This is a genomic window from Colwellia sp. 75C3 (genome assembly GCF_002836255.1).
GTDB lineage: Bacteria > Pseudomonadota > Gammaproteobacteria > Enterobacterales > Alteromonadaceae > Colwellia.
This window is the reverse complement of record NZ_PJAU01000057.1, coordinates 37,622-60,317: the sequence shown is the minus strand read 5'-3', so window position 1 is coordinate 60,317 and position 22,696 is coordinate 37,622. Positions and strand designations below refer to the sequence as shown.

Annotated in this window: 26 protein-coding genes; 5 read left to right on the top strand and 21 right to left on the bottom strand. The window is 37.9% G+C overall.

All coding sequences use genetic code 11. The annotated features are described in order from the left end of the window. Positions 1–36: 36 nt before the first annotated feature. The 5 genes from CXF85_RS16435 to CXF85_RS16415 form a co-directional block, all read right to left on the bottom strand. The gene (locus CXF85_RS16435) at positions 37–462 is read right to left on the bottom strand and encodes a group I truncated hemoglobin (RefSeq protein WP_101229729.1); all 426 of its coding nucleotides are present in this window, start codon (positions 460–462) and stop codon (positions 37–39) included. A gap of 61 nt (positions 463–523) precedes the next feature. Continuing rightward, positions 524–940, bottom strand: coding sequence for a hypothetical protein (locus CXF85_RS16430; protein WP_101229728.1), 417 nt, complete (start codon positions 938–940; stop codon positions 524–526). A 61-nt stretch (positions 941–1,001) separates the two neighbouring features. Continuing rightward, positions 1,002–1,265, bottom strand: a complete 264-nt coding sequence (locus tag CXF85_RS16425; RefSeq protein ID WP_157829123.1) for a cytochrome C oxidase subunit IV family protein — start codon at positions 1,263–1,265, stop codon at positions 1,002–1,004. A gap of 43 nt (positions 1,266–1,308) precedes the next feature. Beyond that, positions 1,309–1,908: a cytochrome c oxidase subunit 3 family protein gene (locus CXF85_RS16420; RefSeq protein WP_232771240.1), complete on the bottom strand. Its 600-nt coding sequence runs from the start codon at positions 1,906–1,908 to the stop codon at positions 1,309–1,311. 16 nt (positions 1,909–1,924) lie between these two features. Then, a complete protein-coding gene (locus CXF85_RS16415; RefSeq protein ID WP_101229726.1) occupies positions 1,925–2,707 on the bottom strand; it encodes a CbbQ/NirQ/NorQ/GpvN family protein in 783 nt (260 codons plus the stop codon). A gap of 265 nt (positions 2,708–2,972) precedes the next feature. Between CXF85_RS16415 and CXF85_RS16410 the strand changes: the two genes are divergently transcribed. The 3 genes from CXF85_RS16410 to CXF85_RS16400 all read left to right on the top strand — a co-directional run bounded on the left by CXF85_RS16410 (position 2,973) and on the right by CXF85_RS16400 (position 4,463). Then, a complete protein-coding gene (locus CXF85_RS16410) occupies positions 2,973–3,557 on the top strand; it encodes a septation protein A (protein WP_101229725.1) in 585 nt (194 codons plus the stop codon). 53 nt (positions 3,558–3,610) lie between these two features. Beyond that, positions 3,611–3,913 (top strand): YciI family protein, encoded by a 303-nt coding sequence (locus tag CXF85_RS16405; RefSeq protein ID WP_101229724.1) that lies wholly within the window; start codon positions 3,611–3,613, stop codon positions 3,911–3,913. Positions 3,914–4,031: 118 nt separating this feature from the next. After that, positions 4,032–4,463: a lysozyme inhibitor LprI family protein gene (locus tag CXF85_RS16400; RefSeq protein WP_101229723.1), complete on the top strand. Its 432-nt coding sequence runs from the start codon at positions 4,032–4,034 to the stop codon at positions 4,461–4,463. Positions 4,464–4,553: 90 nt separating this feature from the next. Here the strand turns inward: CXF85_RS16400 and CXF85_RS16395 are convergent, their stop codons facing one another. The 3 genes from CXF85_RS16395 to CXF85_RS16385 all read right to left on the bottom strand — a co-directional run bounded on the left by CXF85_RS16395 (position 4,554) and on the right by CXF85_RS16385 (position 9,148). Continuing rightward, the gene (locus CXF85_RS16395) at positions 4,554–5,618 is read right to left on the bottom strand and encodes an AI-2E family transporter (RefSeq protein ID WP_101229722.1); all 1,065 of its coding nucleotides are present in this window, start codon (positions 5,616–5,618) and stop codon (positions 4,554–4,556) included. 313 nt (positions 5,619–5,931) lie between these two features. Continuing rightward, positions 5,932–8,445: an ABC transporter permease gene (locus CXF85_RS16390; protein ID WP_101229721.1), complete on the bottom strand. Its 2,514-nt coding sequence runs from the start codon at positions 8,443–8,445 to the stop codon at positions 5,932–5,934. Further along, on the bottom strand, positions 8,435–9,148 hold the full coding sequence (locus CXF85_RS16385) for an ABC transporter ATP-binding protein (RefSeq protein ID WP_101229720.1): 714 nt from the start codon (positions 9,146–9,148) through the stop codon (positions 8,435–8,437). Before CXF85_RS16385 ends, CXF85_RS16390 begins: the two co-directional genes overlap by 11 nt. On the opposite strand from CXF85_RS16385, the gene CXF85_RS16380 reads away from it, so the two are divergent. Both CXF85_RS16380 and CXF85_RS16375 read left to right on the top strand, forming a co-directional pair. Then, the gene (locus CXF85_RS16380) at positions 9,147–9,767 is read left to right on the top strand and encodes an arylesterase (protein ID WP_101229719.1); all 621 of its coding nucleotides are present in this window, start codon (positions 9,147–9,149) and stop codon (positions 9,765–9,767) included. The two genes, CXF85_RS16385 and CXF85_RS16380, sit on opposite strands and share 2 nt — an antisense overlap. A gap of 370 nt (positions 9,768–10,137) precedes the next feature. After that, complete coding sequence (locus CXF85_RS16375; protein WP_101229718.1) at positions 10,138–11,706, top strand: cation:proton antiporter family protein; 1,569 nt, start codon at positions 10,138–10,140, stop codon at positions 11,704–11,706. A 500-nt stretch (positions 11,707–12,206) separates the two neighbouring features. Here CXF85_RS16375 and CXF85_RS16370 read toward each other — a convergent pair whose 3' ends face one another. The 13 genes from CXF85_RS16370 to yceD form a co-directional block, all read right to left on the bottom strand. Further along, positions 12,207–12,974 carry a TatD family hydrolase gene (locus tag CXF85_RS16370; protein WP_101229717.1) on the bottom strand — a complete coding sequence of 256 codons (768 nt, stop codon included), beginning with the start codon at positions 12,972–12,974 and terminating at the stop codon, positions 12,207–12,209. A 129-nt stretch (positions 12,975–13,103) separates the two neighbouring features. Beyond that, complete coding sequence (locus CXF85_RS16365; protein ID WP_101229716.1) at positions 13,104–13,430, bottom strand: PilZ domain-containing protein; 327 nt, start codon at positions 13,428–13,430, stop codon at positions 13,104–13,106. Between the two features lie 9 nt (positions 13,431–13,439). Further along, entirely contained in the window at positions 13,440–14,441 is a 1,002-nt protein-coding gene (locus tag CXF85_RS16360; RefSeq protein ID WP_101229715.1) for a DNA polymerase III subunit delta', read from the bottom strand. Between the two features lie 9 nt (positions 14,442–14,450). Further along, positions 14,451–15,089 carry a dTMP kinase gene (tmk, locus tag CXF85_RS16355; protein ID WP_101229714.1) on the bottom strand — a complete coding sequence of 213 codons (639 nt, stop codon included), beginning with the start codon at positions 15,087–15,089 and terminating at the stop codon, positions 14,451–14,453. 64 nt (positions 15,090–15,153) lie between these two features. Next, entirely contained in the window at positions 15,154–16,164 is a 1,011-nt protein-coding gene (mltG, locus tag CXF85_RS16350; protein WP_101229713.1) for an endolytic transglycosylase MltG, read from the bottom strand. A 43-nt stretch (positions 16,165–16,207) separates the two neighbouring features. Further along, complete coding sequence (gene pabC / locus CXF85_RS16345; RefSeq protein WP_101229712.1) at positions 16,208–17,014, bottom strand: aminodeoxychorismate lyase; 807 nt, start codon at positions 17,012–17,014, stop codon at positions 16,208–16,210. A 151-nt stretch (positions 17,015–17,165) separates the two neighbouring features. Next, on the bottom strand, positions 17,166–18,404 hold the full coding sequence (gene fabF / locus CXF85_RS16340) for a beta-ketoacyl-ACP synthase II (RefSeq protein WP_101229711.1): 1,239 nt from the start codon (positions 18,402–18,404) through the stop codon (positions 17,166–17,168). Between the two features lie 180 nt (positions 18,405–18,584). Next, positions 18,585–18,818, bottom strand: coding sequence for an acyl carrier protein (acpP, locus tag CXF85_RS16335; RefSeq protein ID WP_011043112.1), 234 nt, complete (start codon positions 18,816–18,818; stop codon positions 18,585–18,587). A gap of 160 nt (positions 18,819–18,978) precedes the next feature. Continuing rightward, positions 18,979–19,725 carry a 3-oxoacyl-ACP reductase FabG gene (gene fabG / locus CXF85_RS16330; RefSeq protein WP_101229710.1) on the bottom strand — a complete coding sequence of 249 codons (747 nt, stop codon included), beginning with the start codon at positions 19,723–19,725 and terminating at the stop codon, positions 18,979–18,981. Between the two features lie 98 nt (positions 19,726–19,823). After that, the gene (gene fabD / locus CXF85_RS16325; protein ID WP_101229709.1) at positions 19,824–20,762 is read right to left on the bottom strand and encodes an ACP S-malonyltransferase; all 939 of its coding nucleotides are present in this window, start codon (positions 20,760–20,762) and stop codon (positions 19,824–19,826) included. A gap of 119 nt (positions 20,763–20,881) precedes the next feature. Beyond that, positions 20,882–21,931, bottom strand: a complete 1,050-nt coding sequence (plsX, locus tag CXF85_RS16320; RefSeq protein ID WP_101229708.1) for a phosphate acyltransferase PlsX — start codon at positions 21,929–21,931, stop codon at positions 20,882–20,884. A 26-nt stretch (positions 21,932–21,957) separates the two neighbouring features. Beyond that, entirely contained in the window at positions 21,958–22,128 is a 171-nt protein-coding gene (rpmF, locus tag CXF85_RS16315) for a 50S ribosomal protein L32 (protein WP_101229707.1), read from the bottom strand. A gap of 48 nt (positions 22,129–22,176) precedes the next feature. Continuing rightward, positions 22,177–22,689: a 23S rRNA accumulation protein YceD gene (gene yceD / locus CXF85_RS16310; protein WP_101229706.1), complete on the bottom strand. Its 513-nt coding sequence runs from the start codon at positions 22,687–22,689 to the stop codon at positions 22,177–22,179. Positions 22,690–22,696: the final 7 nt, after the last annotated feature.

Sequence of the window (22,696 nt, the reverse complement as noted above, 5' to 3'; positions counted from 1 at the left end):
TTTTGCCCGCACAAGTAGGTCATAATTTAATTGATATTATTTAGGTTTATCAAAATTTAGAATAGGATCGGTGGTAAAGCGGGGTTTACATTCAGCGGAAGATTTTTTTACTAATATCCGTCTAAAAGATTCATCAAGGTTTAACCATTTATCAATTAGATCAGGATGGGTATTAGTTTCACTAAAGGTCTCGATAAGTAGCTGTTTTCTTACATCAAATAACTCATCGGGAATAAACATATGACTATGTGCTATTGGTGGTGCTTTACCAATATATAGATTTTCTCCACCTAAGACCTTTTGCATAAAATCAATTTGCTGATCTTCAATATGCTGCTGAGGAATATTGAGAAAGTACTGTTTCAACCACGGGTGTTGATAAACCTTGTCGTAAAATACCTTGTTAATAGCGATCAAGCTAGCTCGTCCTCCTATACGATCGAAATCATCAATTCTATTCATTTAGTTCATCGACCTTAAAGCATGTTAATTAAACTATAGAGTGAAACGTGAATAAAGGATATTAAAACATAGGGAGCTTTTTTGCCATTGCACGAGATAAATTCAACATACCAATAAGAACAAAGCCAGCGTGTAACGTGACAAAATAAACTAATCCCACCATGATTGATGTTTGTAGTTGCGAGGTGAAATAGATGACAACTAACGGTATTACCACAAGTAAAATACCCGCGATGACTGAAAGTTGTATACTTCTTATCAGGTGAATCTTGCCTATACCTAGATTTCGACTTCTTATTTTATTATTACCTGCGTGGTCTTCGATACCTTCATTGTGAGCTTTTTGCTGCTGGTATTGACGATAATAATAAAGTAATACTAAAAAGAAAATACCAGGTAAAAGGAGTAAGTTAGCTAAGTATAACGACTGACAAATAATGGCAAAGGTTCCACTAGGACTGGGATTTCTATTAATCATGCTTTCCTCCTTGATTCGTTTAATTACTTATGACGAGTAATATATACCCGCTACAATACAGTTAGCTTAAATATATAACGGTTATAATTAATGGTAGCAGCGCAATATAACTTAAAAATAACACACGCCAAAATTTGGGCGCGGTCTTAAGTTCCATAAAAACATCAACGATTTGTTGACCTTTTATAACTACAATAATTAACGCGCTGATAATGTATAAACTTCTATTATCAATAAATTCAGATAACGAAATAGCGATAACACTCAAGACAATAAGTACTAGCCAACTCTTTGTTGCCGCATTAACGATGCTATTGTTTTGCACTACTTTATCCTTATTTATTACCTTGTTCATTAACTAGCTTCGATTAAATAACATAAATCAATGGAAATAGAATAATCCACAATAAGTCCACCATATGCCAATAACTCGTTCCTGCTTCAAAAGCAGAGAGGTCGTTATGTTGATATTTATTTGTCCAAGCACTGTGCGCAATAAACGCTAAAATCACCATACCTAATAAAACGTGCATTAAATGAAAAGCAGTAATTAAAAAATATAAGGTGAAAAATGTATTCGTTTCAATTGTTATACCTTGATCAAATAACGAGGTGTATTCCCAAACTTTGACACAAATATAAATGACAGCAAAAAATTTAGCGGTGAGTAATAACAGCACCGATTTTTTAGCTTGTGCTCTATGCATGGCCGAAAGTGCCAACGCGACAAAGTAACTACTGGTTATTAACGCAATAGTATTAATTAAGCCTGACGTTTGATGCAATTGCGCTTTACCTTGGCTAAACATTACTTCGTTTAGTTGTTCATTTACGGCAAAGCCAATAAAGAAAATGGCAAAGACAGTAAGTTCAGCCAAGATAAAAAACCACATGGCTAAATCACCTGGTAATTTTTTATCTGACCGTGCTTTATTTGGAAGTGCTGTCGAAATTGATGAACTGTTCATAAAATGGCTAGGACAACTAATCGAAGTAAATTCTGGCAACATCCATCAAGGCTTGTACCGTTTGAGGATCATCAGATAAGGGTTCAGCTAAACAACAGCGGCAAACTTCTAATGGGTCCATACCTGAACTTATCATTCGGGCCGCGTAAATAAGTAAACGTGTTGAGGCAACTTCATCTAAATCATTTTGCTCTAATCGGCGTAAAGCCCCTGCTAGTTCAACCAATTTAAAGGCTAAATGAGGTTCAGCTTTAGCTTCTTTTATCAAAATTTGCTGTTCAAGCTCTGCACTAGGGTATTCAAACCGTAAAGCAACAAAACGTTGTCTGGTACTGGCTTTCATACCTTTAAGTAAGTTTTGATAACCAGGATTATAAGAAACAACCAACATAAAACCTGGTGCAGCTTCAAGTAGCTCTCCTGTTCGCTCTAAAGGCAGGATACGGCGGTCATCGGCAAGTGGATGCAAAACCACGGTAGTATCTTTACGTGCTTCGACCACTTCATCTAAATAACAAATGCCGCCTTCACGTACTGCACGAGTTAAAGGGCCATCTTGCCAATAGGTACCGTTAGGACCAATTAAGTGTCTGCCGACTAAGTCTGCCGCGGTTAAATCGTCATGACACGCAACTGTGTATAAAGGCTTATTCAGCTTTTCTGCCATATGGGCGACAAAACGTGTTTTACCACAACCTGTTGGCCCTTTTATCAATACGGGAAGTTGGTGTTCAAAAGCATAAGTAAACAATGATACTTCATTGCTTTGTTCTTGGTAAAATAACTTGTCTGCTGTCATGAGAGTGATTTATCTATGGTAATTGAACTTGACGTTAAAGTACCTTGCTGCTTATCAAAGTACAATTACGTAAAGCCTGTTCGTTGATGAAGATCAATGACAATGGTGAAATAAAATTTTTATAGTTCACCAATTAGTAAATATAAGCTTGGCTATTAAACTCGCATTCGTTAAAATTGCCTTATTCCCGTATCGTGATTGTTAAAATAGCGTTTAACTTCACTTTTATAGTCACTTTTAGGCTCACTTTGAACAATGGTATTATATGCAGTTATTCCTTGAGTACTTCCCCCTCGTTATTTTTTTTATTGTTAATTCAATCGCTGGTATTTATTGGGCTACAGGCAGTTTAATTATCGCCGCCTTTTTACAAATCATTTATTTCATGGTTATGAAAAAGAAAATTCCGGCGAAACAATGGATAATCTTCGGCTTGATAGTTGTTTTTGGCGGCCTGACTATTTATTTGCAAAATGATGCTTTTCTTAAGTGGAAAGTGACTATTATTAATGCCTTTTTCGCGGGTGCATTATTAGTGAGCAATACCCTATTCAATAAGAATATCATTAAGGAATTTTTAGGTGAGTCGTTAACCTTACCCGAAAACATTTGGTCAAGATTAAACGCTGCTTGGGCTCTATTCTTTCTCTTTTGCGCAGGCTTAAATTACTACGTTGCTTTTAATTATGATCTAGATACTTGGGTTAATTTTAAAGTATTTGGTTTAACCGGCTTAATGTTTATCTTTTCTATTACGTCTATTTTATTGCTATATAAGTATTTGCCTCTTGAAGAAGATGAGAATGAAAGCAACACGATTATCGATGAGAAAAATAATACTTCTAATTAAATTATCCGTTTACAATTTGTTAACCCTATTTATTATTTAAAGGAATACACGTCATGTTTTATGTTATCTACAGTGAAGATGTTGAAAACTCACTCAGCTTACGCCTATCTGTTCGCGATAAGCACATTGAACGATTAAAAGACTTACAAGATCAAGGCAAGTTGTTAATTGCAGGCCCATGCCCTGCCATCGATAGTGAAGATCCTGGTGAAGCTGGATTTACCGGTTCATTAATTGTTGCCGAATTTGATAGTTTAACAGCCGCGCAAACGTGGGCAGACCAAGACCCGTACATCAGTGCCGGTGTTTATAAAAAAGTGACGGTAAAACCTTATAAAAAAGTATTACCTGCCTAATAAAAACCGTAGATTAAGCTAATTATCAGCTAGACTTAACGCTAATATTTACTGTTCTCTGGTAAAATTAGCGTTAAGAACAATTTTCTTTGTAATAACTAGAGTATATAACCGTAAAATGATCCGTAATAAAACCTTTTTAGTCGCCACACTTTTCTGTCATTTATTGATGATATCACCTGCTAATGCGACAAAAAGCATTGAAGAGTGTCGTCAACAAAATGCTGAAAAAATATCCTTTGCGCCACTGTCTCGTTGTTTAGACAGCGTTATATCCTTTGTTGATCGAGAATTACAAACCTGGGTAAATTTACATACCTTTAATTTGGAAGAAAAAGCATTAGTTAATGGTCGTTACTCGGCATTAAAGATGTTTAAGCGATCGCAAAGTAATTTTATTACTTACAGGGAAAATGATTGTCGTTGGCAATATCTGGCAATATCCCCTGAAAGAGGTGCAGATTTGGCCTATAAAACGTGTTACGTGATGTTAAGTCAAAGCAGGATAACCGCGCTCAGTAACATTAAAACAACTAATCCTACTCCTTAGTTATTTACTCTATTTGAAGTTGTTTTAGGACGAATGAGCGATGACTACTCAAACGTCCTCTTGAGACTGGTTTAGAGCCATTTCTGTTACCTAATCAAGTAAAGCTTGCTCGGTTTTATCAACCAGCTCATCTTCATCGCTTAATAACACTGCTAACCATCGACCTTCTGGTGAACTCTCTAAACCTATCTTTAATATCATCGTCAGCGGTACACTTAATAACATACCGACAGTGCCAAGCAACCAGCCCCAAAAAATCAGTGATAAAAAAACCACTAACGTAGATAAGCCGAGACCTTTGCCAAGATACCTAGGCTCAATAATATTGCCCATGATCATATTAATTGAAATAAAACCTAAACCTATTAAGCCAGCTTCTCCTATACCCAGTTGTAAAATAGCTAATGTCATTGGTGGTACTGCAGCAATGATAGAACCGATATTGGGAATATAATTAAGTAAAAAGGCCAACACGCCCCACAATAAATAGAAGTCTAAACCAAAAGCCCATAACATCAGCGAAACGATACAGCCAGTAGCAATACTCACTAACGTTTTAATGGCGATATAATCGTTAACTGAAGAAAGGAATCGCTCAATTTGTTTCAAGCGCATTTGCGGGTCATCTAGCGCTAAATGTAACTTATGAGAAAAAGAAGACGATTCAAACAATACAAAGACGACGGTTAAGATGATCAGAAATAGGTTTGTCATCACTGAGCCAAAACTTGATAACATTTCAGCGGCTAATCCCATCGCTGCTGCAGGATCAAAATATTCAGTTACTATCGATGAAGAGAGTTTAATATCGTGGCTGCTAAGAAAGTCTGTTAACCAAGCAAATTGCTCTTTGAGTTGTGCTCTGTATAGAGGTATATGCGTAGAGAGTTCATTCAACGAACTGCCCACTAAGCCCGTTAAAAAAACAGCCATGGAGACAAAAACGGCAATAACAGAGATGATAGAAAATGCTTTCGGTATTTTCAATGCACTGGCTTTATTAATTAATGGGTTACAGATGATTGCGATAAATATAGAGAGTAAAAAAGGTACTAATATACTCGCCGCAATTTTAATGCCCGCAAAAATGATAAAAATTGCAGCAACAGTGACAAAAGCTTTAGCGATAGAACTTTGATTTGAACTTGAAACCATAAAAATTTTCCTTATATTTTATCGCATCAATATACCTCAATTATAAAATTTACACTAGGAACTGTTGATTTATCAGTGTTAAGTTTTGCTAATTAAAAATGATTTAATCGCAACACGAGTTATTTATACCCTTTCCACTTGCAGATGTTCAGTTTTCCCCAAAGGGCTGGTTTATAAACGCTGTATATTACGTTATTGATTTCGACAATAACGCTAGTTGGATGGTGTTATTAGAGAATGCAGGAGCATCTTCAAGTCGAGCGGGTATAGTTATTTAGCGCTCCCAATTGAGGTATGGGAGCGCTGATATATATTAAGCAAGCTTTCTTAGTAAACCTTGAGTATTTTGTCTCATGGTTCTTGCAACCATAAAGTAACCAATAGATGAAACAAAAAAAGCGCCACTAAATGGTCCTAATAACCAAATATAAGGATGCAGGCGACCTTCGATACTAAAGAGTTGCTGTTGAATTACCAGTAAAGCAACGTCACTGACGATGGCAGCAACTAAGCCAGAAATAGCGCCCAACAACATGAATTCATAAAGCGTGGCGAGCTTAATTAGTCGACCTTTAGCACCTAATGTTCGTAATATCACCACTTCTTGCATACGCTCAGCCAAACTGGCTTGTACTTGTGAAATAAGCACTAAAGCACCACTGACCAATACAATAGATAAAACAAAACCAATCGCTAATGAAACTTGCGCAATAATAGATTGGGCTTGTTCAATTTGAGATTTGATATCAATCATACTTATCGTCGGATAACGCTGTAATAACTGACTAATATCCTTGGTGTGCTTATCTTGCAGTTGTGCTGCGCTGAAATAAGTTACCGGTACCATGCCTGCCATGTTTGGACTTAAAATCATGACAAAGTTAGGTTTTAGCGTACCCCAATCAACCTCTCTGAAACTAGTGACTTTAGCTTCTATCGGTTGTTCATTCACTAACAGTGTAATGGTATCGCCCAGTTTTAGATCAAGTGATTCTTTCCAGCCATCAAAAACGGATACTTCGATCTCATGACCAGCCATAGCTTCATCAGAGAACCATTGCCCTTCCGTTATTTCATTACCTTCAGGTAGGGTTTCTAACCAAGTTAAGTTAGGCTCTCTACGAACGCCTTCTTTAGCGTCTTCATCTTTTTCTTCACCCTCTTGCTTTGATACTCTTCGAGCAAATTTCTCACCATTTACCGCATCAACTCTGCCACTGAAAACAGGATAAAAAGCTTCATGGGCAATATTGTTTTCAGTAAAGAATTGTTCAATTGGAGTAACTTCGTCTTCAGCAATATTGATGATAAACATATTAGGCGCATCGGCTGGAACCTGCATTTGCCAATCGGCTATGATATCGGTTTTTAATACCACCAAAAATAACATTAGCTTAATAGCCAACGCAAAACTGATCAGTTGAATAGCATTCGCATTCGCTCTTTTTTGCAATGTTGCTATCGCCAAAGACCAACTAGAGCCAGGTCGAAGGCCTAAACTCCGGCCAGCGGCAAATAATAATCGAGATATGCCGAATAAAATGGCAATGACTAATAAAGTAGAAGCAAACAAAATTAGCGTAGTAACAATCTCACCACTAAATATCCACATTAAAACAAAAATAGTAATAAATGATAACGCAAGGTGAAGGCGACTAACGGCTAAGGTATCGCCTAAATTACGACGTAAGACACGCAGTGGCGGAATATCGAATAAATCAAGTAAAGGTTTAAGTGAAAACATCATCGCGCAAATAAGACCAATAAAGCTAGACAATAACCAAGGTCTAACACCTGCTTGTGGTAATTCAGTGCCCATAAATGTCGCTAAATAATCCGCACCAATGGTTTGTAAGATAAAACCTATCGCTAAGCCAGCAGCAATAGAAAAAGTTGTTACTAGGCTAAGGTGTAAAAGAAAAATATTACGGATAACTTTACGACTACCACCAAGTGTTTTCATCATAGCTACGGGATCATACTGACGTTCACAATAACGTTTCGCTGAAACGGCCATAGCAACCGCTGCTAGCATAATACCAAATAAACCGGCGAGTAATAAAAATCGTTCCGCGCGGTCTAAGTTATTGCCCAAAGGTGATTGTCTATCTTTAATGCCTTCCCAATTTTGATTACTTTTAAGTTCTGGTTTAAGCCAAGTATAATAATCACTGAGTTGTTGTTCATTACCTGAAAAAAGAAGACGATGAAATACTCGACTACCCGCTTGAACTGCTTGAGTTGTCGGGATATCGTCATAGCTTAACAGGACACGTTTATTACCCGATAAAGAGAAAAATGGTGCGTCAGGCTCTTTCACCAATACTTTACCGACGTTGAAAACACCTGCACCTAATTCGATCTGATCACCAATTTTTAAGTCAAGGGTATAAAATAAACCTTCACTCAACCAGACTGAACCAGCCTTAGGACCCGTATCAACTTCATAATCAGGACTAGTTAGGCTGTCTTTGATTGTTATTTTTCCGCGCAAAGGATAGGTCTCAGTTATCGCTTTTACAGAGCCTAAAACCAACTCATCATTGGCAAACAACATTGAATCAAAGTAGAGCATCTTGGCCGTTTCAAGGCCGAAATCATTCGCTTGTGTTAGTACTTGTGCATCAAAGGCGTGATTACTAGACAAACGGCGATCTGCTGCAATGAAATCACTACTTTTTTGCGCTATATTCAAGCCAATTCTTTCGGTAATTGACGATAAACTAAAGACAGTGAGCACCGCCAGCGCGATTGCAGCAAAGATAATGGTTAATTCACCACGACGAAACTCTCGTGAGAAGAGTTTAAAAGCCAGCTTAACCCACATTGGCTGCTCCTCCTTCGCTGATCTTTTCAAGCTGCCCGCCTTCAATGTGTATGATGCGTTGGCATTGCTTTGCTAATTGCTCATCATGAGTAACTAACACGAGTGTGGTGCCGTTTTGTTTGTTTAAATCAAATAATAACGTTTCAATCAAATGACCATTTTTACTGTCAAGATTCGCTGATGGCTCATCGGCAAACAATATTTTTGGTGAGCCGATAAAGGCTCGAGCAATAGCGACTCGTTGTTGCTCGCCTCCTGACAATTGTGAAGGATAATGTTCAAGTCGATGTGAAAGCCCTACTTTCTCTAATAACTCAATTGCTTGTTTTTTGGCATCATGATCGCCAGCAAGCTCTGCGGGTAACATGACATTTTCAAGTGCGGTTAAACTTTGCACCAACATAAATGATTGGAAAACAAAACCAATTTTCTCTGCTCTAACCCGAGCACGTGCTTCTTCATCAAGGGTACTTAAGGCCTCACCATCAAGATGTACATCGCCTTCACTGGCTATATCTAATCCGGCTAATAAACTTAGTAATGTAGATTTTCCAGAGCCGGAAGCGCCAACAATGGCTACTGACTCTCCTGACTTGACAGTGAAGTTAATATCGCTAAGGATAGTGAGGCTTCCTTCAAGTGTACTTACACGCTTAGTAAGCCCTGACACTTGAATAACATTTAACTGAGAAAGTACTGACATGACGCGTTATTTCCTAAAATTTATTATTATATTAATTCTGACAAACCTATCATTTACAAGTGTTGCCAATGATAGAATTTTACTTATTGGTGACAGCTTAAGCGCTGGCTATGGTCTTGAGCAAGCTCAAGCATGGGTTCATTTGTTACAAAATAAATATAGTGACGATAACACACCCATCACTATTATTAATACCGCCATCAGTGGCCAAACTACCGATAACGCTTTATTGAAAATAGATGCTTGGCTAAAGACACACCAACCTAGCCATGTCTTAATTGAGCTCGGTGGTAATGACGGTATAAGAGGATTTCCTGTTAAATTATTACAAAAACATTTAAGCCTGCTGGTTACTAAAAGCCAACAACATGGAGCAAAAGTTGCTCTCATGGAAATTCAAATACCACCCAATTTAGGCCCCAGATACCTGCAAATGTTTACTGGTAGTTATAATAAAGTAGCCAAGAAAACAGGCGCCTATCTGATGCCATTCTTTATGGAAAACATTGCAATAGATACTTCGCTAATGCTAAACGATAATTTACATCCTAATGTAAAAGCACAGCCAATAATCCGTGATTTTATGGATAAGGAAATTACTAAGTGGCTACAAGAGTAGTGCGCAGATTAAGCGTAGAAAACCATTAAAACATGCTCGTTAAATGACAATTAACGTAGCTAAATCAATATAACTAAATCAAATTTCCATTAACATAGCAGGTTATCAATCACTATAACCCGCTATGACTCATTCAAGCGATTTTCTCATTAAATTTCACACTTAACAAACCTTGCTATATTAGCTGATTTAATTGGTATAAGAGCTTGTTTTTAAGGTAAACTTACCTTAAGTAGAGTGAGTACATTATAAAATATTATCCGATAAATATTTTTCATAATTTATCGTTAGTGCTAAAATATATCTCGTCTCATTTGTCAAAAAATCAAACCTTTTCTGTTTAATAATCAACATAAACTAGAGCAATACTATGGACTTTATCTGGATACTTTTCGCTTTTATCTGTGGCCTAGGGGCAAAAACGATCTCACTGCCCCCTTCCATTGGTTTCCTTGCTGCTGGCTTTATTCTAAATATCGCAGGCTACCAAGCTGATGAAAGCTTAAGTCTATTAAGTGATCTTGGCATTACCATCATGTTATTTACCATAGGTCTAAAGCTCAATGTAAAAAACCTATTTAAAACAGAAGTTTGGTTAGGTTGTTCTTTACATACCTTACTTTGGATTGTAGTCACGATAACATTTGTTAAGGTACTCGCCATGATGTCAGTGAGTTACTTCAGTGATTTAGACTTAATGACCGCTGCATTGATTGCTTTTGCCTTGAGTTTTAGCAGCACGGTTTGTGTCATCAAATTATTAGAAGAAAATGGCGAAATGCGTACTCGACACGGAAAGTTAGCGGTTAGTATCCTTGTCATTCAAGATATTATTGCCGTTGCTTTTTTAGTTGCCGCTACCGGAAAAATGCCATCCGTTTGGGCCTTTTCACTATTAGCCTTATTCCTAATAAAGCCCCTTATTAATAGAGTGATCAATCATGTTGGTCATGGTGAGTTAATTCCATTAATGGGCTTCTTTTTAGCGCTAGGTAGTTATGAATTATTTGAATTGGTTAATATTAAGGGCGACTTAGGGGCATTACTTGTTGGTATGTTCTTAGCTTCTCACCTTAAAGCGACAGAAATTAGTAAAGCTTTGATGGGGTTTAAGGATATATTTTTAATAGGCTTCTTCCTCTCTATAGGATTTACCGCGGTACCAACACTAGAGATGTTAGGATTAGCAACCTTATTAATATTATTAATTCCCATAAAGTTTGTAATGTTTTACGGTATTTTCAGCCTATTAAAAATGCGTTGTCGCAGTGCTTTCTTGAGCGCTTTATCTTTAAGTAATTTTAGTGAATTTGGTTTAATTGTAGGAGCCTTGAGCGTAAGTTCAGGCTGGCTTAGTAACGATTGGCTAGTGATCCTTGCATTAAGCATGGCCATCTCGTTTATTTTAACCAATATCCTATATAGGTTTGCCCATACACTCTTTGCTAAACACAGAAGTTTTTTGTCTCTTTTTGAGCGGCAAGCGAAACTCGAAGAAGACGACTTTTGTCAACCATCTCAGCGCCCTATCGTAATAATTGGTATGGGTAGAGTCGGCATGGGTGCTTATCAAGCCATTAATAGCCATAGCACTAATCCTGCATGGGGCTTAGATGCCGATAAAGAAAAAATAACCTGGCTAACAAACAAAGGTATAGAAGCCTACTATGGGGACGCTGAAGATATCCACTTTTGGGAAAGCATGGATCTTTCACGACTTGAGCTAGTATTGCTTGCGCTGCCTTCAGTACAAGATGCGATAAGTATTACCACACAGTTGAATGCTGCAAATTATCAGGGGAAAATTGCCGCTGTCGCACGCTATGATGATGAACGTTTACAACTAGAAGAATTCGGTATTGACAAAGTATTTAACTTTTACACTGAAGCTGGTGTCGGTTTTGCTGAGGAAAGTTTGGCATTATTGCCTAAAACATAAAATGGCGGGTGCAATAACCACAAAATTTACTGTGGTTGATTTCGCTTAGATAGGCAGATAAACGCCCAAAAAAAAACCAAAGCTCAGCTATAGCTGACGCTGTGTAAATCCTGTGGAAAACGTGTGAAAAAGCAGTGCTGTAACTGTGAGTAATCTTAGATTAAAACATAGATAAACAGTGTGAAATAACCATCAAGCCTTTGTATTTTAAGCAGTAAATAAATAAATAAAAAAACATTAGCTATTTAAAAAACATACACTACACTTAATATCACAAGCTTAGCAGGAAGTAAGTTTATTACTGTTAAGGTGTAGTAAATTGGATTACAACCCTAGTTTATTTTTGTTTTGTTTTTGTTTATGTTTTTATCTTAATTACCAGATAATGGTTAATTAGCGCACGGCTCAAACCCCTTGAGCCAACCCTTGAGCCCAAACGTATGTTTGGGTTTTTTTTTGACTAAAAATCATGAAAATAACGGTTACGCTATCAAAATTATTTATAGGTTAAAGAGACGATTAAAGTTATCACTCGATAGCTTCGCTATTTCTTCAACTGATTGTCCACGAATACTTGCCAAGTGTTTGGCTACTTCAACTACATAGGCCGGCTGATTTTCTTTTCCGCGATGAGGAACAGGTGCTAGATAAGGTGCATCAGTTTCGATCAAGAATTTATCATCAGGTACTAATGCTGCCACTTCTCTAAGGGCTGTAGCATTTTTAAAGGTGACAATACCCGAAAAGGAAATATAAAAACCTAACGCTATTGCTTGTTCAGCCATATCCCAGCTTTCAGTAAAGCAATGAAGAATACCACCTACCTGCTCTGCCCCTTCGCTGCGCAATAACGACAAGGTATCCTCTTGTGCTGCGCGAGTATGAATAATAAGCGGTTTATTTAATTGCTTGGCAACATGAATATGTTTTTTGAATGAATCAAGTTGCAGGTCTTTAGTCTCAGGGGCGTAATGATAATCCAGGCCTGTTTCACCAATAGCGATAACACGGTCATTTTGACTTAAGGCCAATAAATGCTCTGGTATAATTTCATATTCTTGATTTAAAGGGTGAGCCCCACAAGTCAGCAGAACATTATCATAATGAGCTGTTTTTGCGGCCATTTCAGGAAAGTCAGCTAACGTTACACTGACACACAACAATTTATCTACTTTAGCCGCTTTTGCAGCCTGAATAACATTATCGAGATTATTATCATGCAGTGATAAGTTAAGACGGTCTAAATGGCAATGAGAATCTATAAACAACGAGGAGCTCCTGTGCTTAAAAGGTTTATTAAAAGAATGTTTGCCACTTATAGCCGCTACCAATCAAGATACTCGTTTCAACGTACACTTGAATGCTAAAGGATATGTCGTAGTGACTAGAAAACCAAACTACATAGTGAGTGTTGGCTCTGAAGAGTTTAAATGTCGAGAGATTATTTGTTCAATTTGATGGCGAATCTTCTCAGGATCTTTAACAAAAGTGACACCGACACCAGGTGGAGTACCATTTTGCGCACCAACAGGGGTTAACCAGCTAACTTCACCATGAACGATCGATTCTTCTAACGCATCGGGTAGCAATATATTTAATTCAACTTCATCGCCTAAATCATATTGGCGTGGAGTACGCACAAAAAGACCGCCTTCTATAAGAAAGGGCATAAAGGCAAGGTATAAATCACGTTCTGAATGAAATTCTACGTTTAATGGGACCAAGTTGGTCTCCTATGTCGATGGTCTAACGATATTGTTTATCGTCATAAGAAGCTGTTCACCGACGAATTGTCGGTTAGCTTGAGTATAAGACTTTATCAGTTTATTACTACTGATGATAGCTTGATATATTTGATTAAGCACCTGTGCTGAAATTTCCTGCTTAGCAACCAATGCTGCTTTCTCGGCTTCTTTGACTAAATAATATTGCCTGACTAGATTGCAAGTTATTTTTTCTAACCAACGTAAACTATGTTTATTATCAACTAGTTGACTGAGAACTTCACTTTCACTTTGTCCCAAATATAAAAAATCTAAATAGCATTGATTAAAAGTCTGATACTCTTGAAAAATAGCATCGTCGGTTAATTCGGCTAATTGGGATAAATTAACAAAAGCACTCTCATTTAATCTTTCATGCAAGGAAACATCACTTGATAACTTAACCTCACCATGACTCGATGACTTAAGTTGCGCCAACAGTGCTTCACCCACCATTGGTCTAATGGCATACACTGCACATCGGCTTATTATTGTCGGTAATAAGCTATCAAGATCGTCTGTGATTAAAACAATATAGCTGTTCGCACTTGGCTCTTCTAAGGTTTTCAATAATGCGTTAGCTGCAGCAACCGTCATGATCTGGGCTTGTGGAATGAATATTGTTTTCACCTTACCTAAATGTGCAGTTTTCTCGAGAAATGCATTACCACGGCGAATATCGTCAACACCTAAGGTTTTATTCTCGCTTTTCAACAATAAGTGATCAGGATAGCTATCACTTTTTCTTAACAAGCAGGCTTTGCATTGCCCGCAGGCAGAAACAATCGATTCAAGCTCTGTTGTGCTATGTGCTAACAACGGTTTTTGACATATTAGTAACTCAATTAACCATTGTGCTAATGCATCTTTACCACAACCTTCGATACCTTGAATAAGAATGGCATGTGCTAAGGTTTGTTGCTGGTATTGTCGGCTTAATTGACGTTGTTTTTCGCGGCAAATAGGTAACATTTTTGCTCTCTAAACCAAGGCTGTTTTAGCGATAAAGGCGATAACAGATTTCTCTATATCCTGATGCACTTTTAACATTTCTTGTGCTGCATCAACCGTAACAATAGACTCATCTTGCTCGGCAATCTCTCTATACTTATTATGAACACGAATAAAAAAGTCCATTTTCTCTAATTCTATACGATCTAAATCTCCCCGAGCTTTCGCACGAGATAAACCAATATGGGGGTCTATATCTAAGTACAGTGTAATATCAGGTCTAAAGCCTTTTAGGGTTATATCACTAATAGTATTCATGATACTTTCGTCAAATCCTCGTCCACCCCCCTGGTATGCACGAGAGCTTAGGTCATGTCGATCACCAATAACCCACTTGCCTGCAGCTAAAGCGGGAAGTATTTTGTTAGCAAGTAATTGACTACGGCTGGCATACATAAGTAATAGCTCGGTTTCAACAGTAAGCGTTTCTTGATTGTCTACTGATTTAACCATGTCGCGTAATGACTCTGCTAGAGGTGTGCCTCCAGGCTCTCTGGTATTAATATAGTCAATACCCTGTTCATTTAGGATACTTTCAATAACAGCGATAGCCGAAGACTTACCAGCTCCTTCCATACCTTCAATTACAATAAATTTTCCTGTTGACATATTTACGCTTTGACCTTATTTTCATTTGTTTAATTTATATCTGCCCTAAATACTTCGAGCCAATTTATTTTTGTTTTTGCTTCTGTATTTTTAAGTAACTTCGCACGGCGGCATTGTGTTCAGCTAAGGTTCTGCTGAAAACATGCTTACCATTACCACCGCTTACAAAATAAAAATAATCACTCTCGGCTGGGTGCAACGTTGCTTTAAGTGCTGATAAACCAGCCATTGCGATAGGTGTAGGCGGTAGACCATTTATTCTATAGGTATTATAAGCTGTCTTTTCTCGTTTATGTGCGTAGGTAATATCACCTTTATAACGGTCCCCTAGGCCATAGATAATAGTAGGATCAGTTTGTAAACGCATTCGCTTTCTTAATCGATTTACAAAAACAGATGATATAAGGGGCTGCTCTGCCACATAGCTTGTTTCTTTTTCAATAATTGAGGCCATAATTAACGCCTCATAAGGTGTTCGGTAAGGCAGATTATCCGCTCTGTTTTGCCATTGTTTATCTAATTGAGCCTGCATATTTGAGTAAGCACGTTTTAATAATGTTATATCTTGAGTATCTGCAGTAAAAGCATAAGTATCAGGAAATAACCACCCTTCAGGGTTTTTAGCCTCAATACCTAATGTTGTTGCTACCTTGCTAATCTCGACACCTTGAATGCTGTGTTTAATATGAGGATGCGCTGCGAGTATCGTTAAGGCATCTTTAAATCTCGTTCCTTCAATAAAAGTTACCGAAAACTGGTGCTCTTTACCTTCAACCAGTTGTGCTAATAATTGCGCTAACGTTGAATCTTTAGCTATTAGATAAGTACCGGCTTTAATATTTGCTTTATTCGGAAATATCCGGCCATAGTTTCTCAGCCAAAAACGCATAGGTATCCATTGCATCTGCTCTAATTCTTTAGCAAAAGAGCTAATAGAGCTACCCGGTTTTATTGTTAACAAACTATCTTGTTCAATTGCTAAAGGCGCTTTCAATGAGTGATCAAATTGATAAACTAAGGCGCCTAAAGTGCCAAGCAATACTAATAAAGTAATAATAATAAGTTTTCTGAACACGAATTTTCCTTAATAAGTAATGACTAACCAACGATAAAAATTTTTAGATAAGTCCTTGCATTTGGCTTTGAAGCTGGTGAACATTATCTACAGCAAGTATGCGGTTATTGTACTTTTTTACTGGCATGATGCCCATCAAAGAATTACAGATAAACATGGCTTGTGCCTGTTTGAGATCGCCAAGCTTAGTTTTGCATACTTTGACTTGCGGACTTTTAGCTATTATTGTCTGTCTAATAATACCATCAACGCCTGATGTTGATACGTCAGGGGTACATAACTGCTCATTAAACCAATAAAATAAATTTGAACTGGTCGCTTCTATAACATTTCCTTGGCAATTAGTAACAATTAGATCATCTTCAATTCGCTCATCCAGCTCAGCTCTTAGTAAAACTTGTTCAAGCCTATTAAGATGTTTAATTCCGCCTAACATTGAACTTGTCGCAATTTGTTGCTTACTGTCTCCGAGGTTAATTCCACGATGAGCAAGTACTTGGTAATGATTTGGAAAGTCAGACACCATGATAATTAGGTTAGTGGCATTATCGCTTAGCCCTACCCTAGAGTAACCTCTACCACCACTGCCTGCCGTAATCATCACTTTTACTACGGCTAGCGGAAAGTCTTTAGCAGCCGATTGCAATTGCTCCATTAAACGCTGACGAGATGGTGCTTGGATTTTTAATCGTTGGCAGCCATAGACTAATCGCTCAATATGCTTGTCTAGTAATATTACTTTACCCTTAACAATTTTAGCCGTAGTGAATATTCCATCACCGTAGGCTAGACCTCTGTCGGTAATCGTTATATCTGTTTGCTGTTGACCATTTACCGAGCAATATTTCATTGGGTGTCGCTACATTCTTAATAATATAAATTTTTGACATAAAAAAGCCTGAAGACTTCCTCAAGTTAGAGGTTAGTATTCAGGCTTACTCATTATTTTTCAAGCAGTTTAAACGCTTTGCTAACAACGAAACTTAAAAACTTTAAGAAAATTAAATTTTCTTAAAGATCAATGAGCCGTTTGTGCCACCAAAACCAAATGAGTTACACAGTACATATTCTAATTCAACATCACGTGCTGCACCGGCAATATAATCGAGATCACAACCTACATCAGGATTATCTAAATTAATTGTCGGTGGGACTTGGTTATTCATTAGTGCTTGGATGCTGAAAATAGCTTCAACAGCGCCTGCAGCCCCTAACAAATGCCCTGTCATTGACTTAGTGGAGCCCATCATTACATTCTTTGCACCAGCCCCAAAGACAGTTTTAACCGCATTAGTTTCTGCCATGTCACCCGCTTGGGTAGAAGTACCATGAGCATTGATGTAACCAATTCGGCTAATATCAACTTTTGCATCATTAATGGCATTTTGCATAGCACGTGCGGCACCATCACCGTTTTCAGGAGGTGAAGTCATGTGATAAGCATCACCACTCATACCAAAGCCGACAAGCTCAGCATAAATTTTTGCGCCACGGGCTTTAGCATGTTCATATTCTTCAACAACGATAACACCAGCGCCATCACCCAAAACAAAACCATCACGGTCTTTGTCCCAAGGACGAGAAGCTGCTTCAGGGTTGTCATTACGACGTGATAAAGCGCGAGCAGCACCAAAACCGCCCATACCTAAGGTAGTGGAAGCTTTTTCAGCACCACCGGCAACAACTGCGTCTGCATCACCGTAAGCTATCATACGGGCAGCATGCCCAATGTTATGAACGCCACTAGTACACGCTGTGGTAATCGCGATATTAGGACCTTGCAGACCAAACATAATTGATAAGTGACCAGCAATCATATTAATGATGGTTGATGGCACAAAAAATGGCGATAACTTACGTGGATTACCTTCGGCTTTTATCAGCTTATTATGGTTTTGCTCAATTAAGCCTAAACCGCCAATACCAGAGCCAATAGCAACACCAATACGCGGTGCATTTTGCTCAGTAACTTCAAGACCTGAATCTTTAAAAGCTTGTACACCCGCTGCAATACCATATTGAATAAAAAGATCCATTTTCTTGGCTTCTTTTCGTTCCATATAATTTTGGGCATCAAAGTCTTTTACTAAGCCAGCAAATTTAGTGGGATAATCTGTGGTATCAAAATGATCAATATTACCTATACCACTTTTACCAAGCAGTAGGTTTTGCCATGTTTCTTCTGCGGTGTTGGCTAAAGGGCTAAGCATGCCCATACCAGTAACTACTACACGTCTCATAACAGAGCGGCCTCCGAAAAATTAAAAGTATTACCCAATGTAGTTAAATTAATCCGTTTGGTCTTAATCTTCTATTGAGTATTATCGTCATCTTAAAGATAAAAAAAAAGCGGCCACTTGAAATTAAGTATACCGCTTTTATTATTTTACTAAGATCGATAATATCGAACTTATTAACAATTACTGGTTAGCAGTAACGTAATCAATCGCTGCTTGAACTGTTGTAATCTTTTCAGCTTCTTCGTCAGGAATTTCAGTATCAAATTCTTCTTCTAACGCCATAACTAATTCAACAGTGTCTAATGAGTCAGCACCTAAGTCATCAACAAATGATGAATCAATTTTAACTTCTGCTTCACTAACACCTAGCTGTTCAACTGTGATTTTTTTTACGCGTTCTTCGATATTACTCATTTTATTTCCTTTACTGAAAGTGCAGTTTTTCAAATTGCGTGTAGTGTATTCGTCAACAGCTTGCCATGCAAGCATCTAATTCACTTTTTTAAACTGGTCTAACCTGTTGAACTATTGAAAAATATTATTAAAAAACAATGTAAGCCGTAAAAATAAAGGCTTACACCATGTACATACCGCCATTCACATGAATAGTTTCACCGGTAACATAAGCAGCCGCATCGGATGCTAAAAACGCTACTGTACTCGCTATTTCTTCTGGCTTACCTAAACGATTAGCTGGAACTTGAGAGAAGATACCTTCTTTTTGCTCATCAGTTAGGCTTTGTGTCATATCTGTATCAATAAAACCTGGTGAAACGGTATTAACCGTTATACCACGAGAAGCAACTTCACGGGCCAAAGCTTTAGTAAAACCAAGTAAACCTGCTTTAGCTGTTGCATAGTTTACTTGACCAGCATTACCCATGGTACCAACTACAGAGCCAATATTAATGATACGGCCAGTACGTTTTTTCATCATAGGACGAATAGCCGCTTTACTTACTTTAAACACAGACGTTAAGTTAGTTTCAATAATATCTGACCACTCATCATCTTTCATGCGCATAAATAAGTTATCACGTGTTATGCCCGCATTATTAACAAGAATATCAATAGAACCGTGCGCTTCTTTAATAGCGGCAAACATTTCAGCAATAGATTCATCACTCGTTACGTTAAGTACTAGACCCATACCACTTCCGTTGTCTGCAGTTAAGTACTCAGTTATATTATTGGCACCATTTGCTGATGTAGCAGTACCAATAACCGTTGCACCAAGTGACTGTAGTTGTGTTGCAATTGCTTTACCAATACCACGGCTTGCACCGGTAACTAAAGCGATTTTACCTTCTAAAGAAAACATATTTTTTCCTACTATTTTTATTTTATAACACTGCCTTGATAGTCAAGAAAGCGCATCATTTATGTTGATTTTAATAAATTACTAAATAATAATTAAATTCAGCTATTAATTAAATCTTTTGCTTGTTGTAACGAGTCTGTCGTATTGAAACTAACACTGCGTAGTGATTTGTTTATACGCTTATTTAAACCTTGTAAAACCTTACCCGGTCCAACTTCAACAACTTTTTCGATACCATCACTTGCGAGTAGACTCATAGTTTCGCTCCAGCGTACTGGCGAATATAATTGTTTCACTAATGCGGCTTTTATTGCTTCACCTGAAATCTCTTCAGAGACATCAACATTATTTACAACGGCTATTTTCGGCTGGTTAAAAGTGATGCAATCTAGCTCCATAGCTAGTTTATCTGCAGCATCGGTCATTAAAGCACAATGTGATGGCACACTAACAGGCAATGGCAAAACACGTTTAGCGCCTGCGGCTTTGCAAAGCTCACCTGCACGCTCAACTGCTTCCTTATGGCCAGCAATAACAACCTGACCTGGCGAATTAAAATTAACCGCTGATACCACCTGACTTTCTTTCGCGTTTTCGCAAGCTTTGATAATTTCATCATCGGCTAAACCAATAACCGCAGCCATAGCGCCCACACCTGCAGGAACACAAGCTTGCATGAACTCGCCACGTTTTTCAACTAAGACTACCGCGTCACTTAGGGAGAATACACCGGCGCAAACTAACGCTGAATATTCACCTAAACTATGGCCCGCCATGACATCTGGAGTCACTTCCGATTCTGCTTGCCAAACTTTCCACAAGGCAACACTCGCAGTTAATAACGCAGGTTGAGTAAAATTTGTTTGATTAAGCTTTTCTGCTGGACCTTGTGCAACTAATTGCCATAAGTCATAACCTAATGCTTTTGATGCTTCAGCAAAGGTTGCTTGTACGATACTATTTTCTGCAAAGTCACTGAGCATGGCAACAGTTTGTGAGCCCTGCCCTGGAAATACGAATGCTAATTTATTTTGCATATTAATACTCTATTTAAGTTCTTGTTAGTAAATACGTTTATTTTAATACTTTTTACTTAAGAAAAAGTTAGCTTAATAAAAAACATACAATGAGTATATTTTTTATTACGTAATAGGAGTTATCGACCAGCAAAGCCATCTTCGAATGAGGTTTTAATTTTCTCCGGAACTTGCCTTTCAACTTCTTTTACTGCTTCTTCTATTGCAGATAAAAAAGCACTTGAATTGGCATTACCATGACTTTTAACCACTATACCGCGTAATCCTATCAAACTTGCGCCATTGTACTGGTCGGGGTTCATGGTTTTGAACAGTTTTTTGAAGCTTGGTTTAAGTAATGATCCAAATAACTTGGCTAATAAGCTAGCACTAAATGCTGCTTTAGACTTTTGATAAACGAGCCGTGCGACACCTTCACAGGTTTTAAGCGCGACATTCCCAACAAATCCATCACAAACAATAACATCGGCTTTATTGGAAAAAATATCGCTACCTTCAATAAAGCCGACATAGTTAATATCTTTATTTTCACTTAATTCAAGTGCAGCAAGCTTTATATGATCGCTGCCTTTAATAGCTTCTTCACCCATATTAAGTAAAGCAACGCGTGGTTTACTGATGCAATCTACTTGCTCAGCCATTATTGAGCCCATTACACCGAATTGGTATAGAACATGGGAGTCACAAAAAACATTAGCGCCTAGATCAAGCATAAAAACATGTTTGTCTTTATCATGAGTGGGTAAGGATGAGATAAGTGCTGGGCGCTCTACCCCCGGAATACTTTTTAACACAAAATGTGCCATCGAAAATAATGCGCCGGTATTGCCTGCGCTTACACAAGCTTGTGCTTTTCCTTCATGAACCAGATCAAGCGCTTTACGCATTGATGAGTCTTTTTTGGTTCGCAGGGCAACAATGGGCTTATCCGACATTAAAACAATTTGAGAGGTCGGGAAAATACTTAACTGCTTATGAGTAGCTAAATTTTCTTTGGAAATATTAAAATGGGCAAGGTTTTCTGTAATGATGGGTTCATCACCACAAAGAATAAGGTGCAAGTTAGGCTGTTGATTAATTGCCATTATTGCTGAAGAAATTGTTATAAAGGGGCCTTGGTCGCCCCCCATAACATCTAACGCTATGGTTAGATCACTATTTAAGCTCAAACTAAAGTAAGCCTAAAATGTAATCGCTATCTAGCGATTACTTTAACGCCTTTGTAAAAACCATCAGCAGTGATATGGTGACGACGATGCGTTTCACCTGATACTGGATCTACTGATAAGTTTTCGATTGCTAATGCATCATGTGAACGGCGCATGCCACGTCTTGAACGAGATTTTTTACTTTTTTGTACTGCCATGAGTTACTCCTGAACAGGTTATAAGTTAAAAGGCTTTATGCTTATTAACTATTTGAATTGTTTTAATAAATCAAATGGATTTGGCTTCTCAAGCTCTTCTGGTAATTCACCCCAAACTGAATCAGCATCCGCTGGACAGTCTTGAACTTCATGCCGTGGAATTAATGGGATAGCGAGCATAAACTCTTCTTCCACTAATTCACGTAAGTTTACTTCGCCATTTTCATCTAATTCTACTACGTCATAATATGACGGGATTTTCTCAGCGGCTTCCTCATTCTTGGCAGGACTGAAAGTAAAATCTACTTTAAGTTCCTGGTCAAAATTTTCGTTACACCGCTGACAAGTTAATGCAACTAATGTTGAGCTCGTACCTGACATTACTGTCAAACCACGTTCATCAACATCAAACTTAACACTAACTTTAACATGCTCGCTTCTGCTTTCGCATTCACCAAGCAGTCTAGTCATATCAGACAATTTAAACACACCTTCGCACACAAGTCTGCGTTGTGAGCTACGGGATGGATTTATTGTTACTGGAAGTTTAAGATTCTGCATAAGGCGC

Coding starts and splice junctions, on each gene's coding strand:
- tmk (WP_101229714.1), bottom strand. CDS start 15,089: ATGTCAACAGGAAAATTTATTGTAATTGAAGGTATGGAAGGAGCTGGT.
- CXF85_RS16430 (WP_101229728.1), bottom strand. CDS start 940: ATGATTAATAGAAATCCCAGTCCTAGTGGAACCTTTGCCATTATTTGT.
- CXF85_RS16380 (WP_101229719.1), top strand. CDS start 9,147: ATGACGCGTTATTTCCTAAAATTTATTATTATATTAATTCTGACAAAC.
- CXF85_RS16375 (WP_101229718.1), top strand. CDS start 10,138: ATGGACTTTATCTGGATACTTTTCGCTTTTATCTGTGGCCTAGGGGCA.
- CXF85_RS16410 (WP_101229725.1), top strand. CDS start 2,973: ATGCAGTTATTCCTTGAGTACTTCCCCCTCGTTATTTTTTTTATTGTT.
- CXF85_RS16420 (WP_232771240.1), bottom strand. CDS start 1,908: ATGAACAGTTCATCAATTTCGACAGCACTTCCAAATAAAGCACGGTCA.
- rpmF (WP_101229707.1), bottom strand. CDS start 22,128: ATGGCAGTACAAAAAAGTAAAAAATCTCGTTCAAGACGTGGCATGCGC.
- CXF85_RS16400 (WP_101229723.1), top strand. CDS start 4,032: ATGATCCGTAATAAAACCTTTTTAGTCGCCACACTTTTCTGTCATTTA.
- fabF (WP_101229711.1), bottom strand. CDS start 18,404: ATGAGACGTGTAGTAGTTACTGGTATGGGCATGCTTAGCCCTTTAGCC.
- CXF85_RS16390 (WP_101229721.1), bottom strand. CDS start 8,445: ATGTGGGTTAAGCTGGCTTTTAAACTCTTCTCACGAGAGTTTCGTCGT.
- acpP (WP_011043112.1), bottom strand. CDS start 18,818: ATGAGTAATATCGAAGAACGCGTAAAAAAAATCACAGTTGAACAGCTA.
- yceD (WP_101229706.1), bottom strand. CDS start 22,689: ATGCAGAATCTTAAACTTCCAGTAACAATAAATCCATCCCGTAGCTCA.
- fabG (WP_101229710.1), bottom strand. CDS start 19,725: ATGTTTTCTTTAGAAGGTAAAATCGCTTTAGTTACCGGTGCAAGCCGT.
- CXF85_RS16385 (WP_101229720.1), bottom strand. CDS start 9,148: ATGTCAGTACTTTCTCAGTTAAATGTTATTCAAGTGTCAGGGCTTACT.
- CXF85_RS16405 (WP_101229724.1), top strand. CDS start 3,611: ATGTTTTATGTTATCTACAGTGAAGATGTTGAAAACTCACTCAGCTTA.
- pabC (WP_101229712.1), bottom strand. CDS start 17,014: ATGAAATATTGCTCGGTAAATGGTCAACAGCAAACAGATATAACGATT.
- fabD (WP_101229709.1), bottom strand. CDS start 20,762: ATGCAAAATAAATTAGCATTCGTATTTCCAGGGCAGGGCTCACAAACT.
- CXF85_RS16435 (WP_101229729.1), bottom strand. CDS start 462: ATGAATAGAATTGATGATTTCGATCGTATAGGAGGACGAGCTAGCTTG.
- CXF85_RS16415 (WP_101229726.1), bottom strand. CDS start 2,707: ATGACAGCAGACAAGTTATTTTACCAAGAACAAAGCAATGAAGTATCA.
- CXF85_RS16360 (WP_101229715.1), bottom strand. CDS start 14,441: ATGTTACCTATTTGCCGCGAAAAACAACGTCAATTAAGCCGACAATAC.
- CXF85_RS16395 (WP_101229722.1), bottom strand. CDS start 5,618: ATGGTTTCAAGTTCAAATCAAAGTTCTATCGCTAAAGCTTTTGTCACT.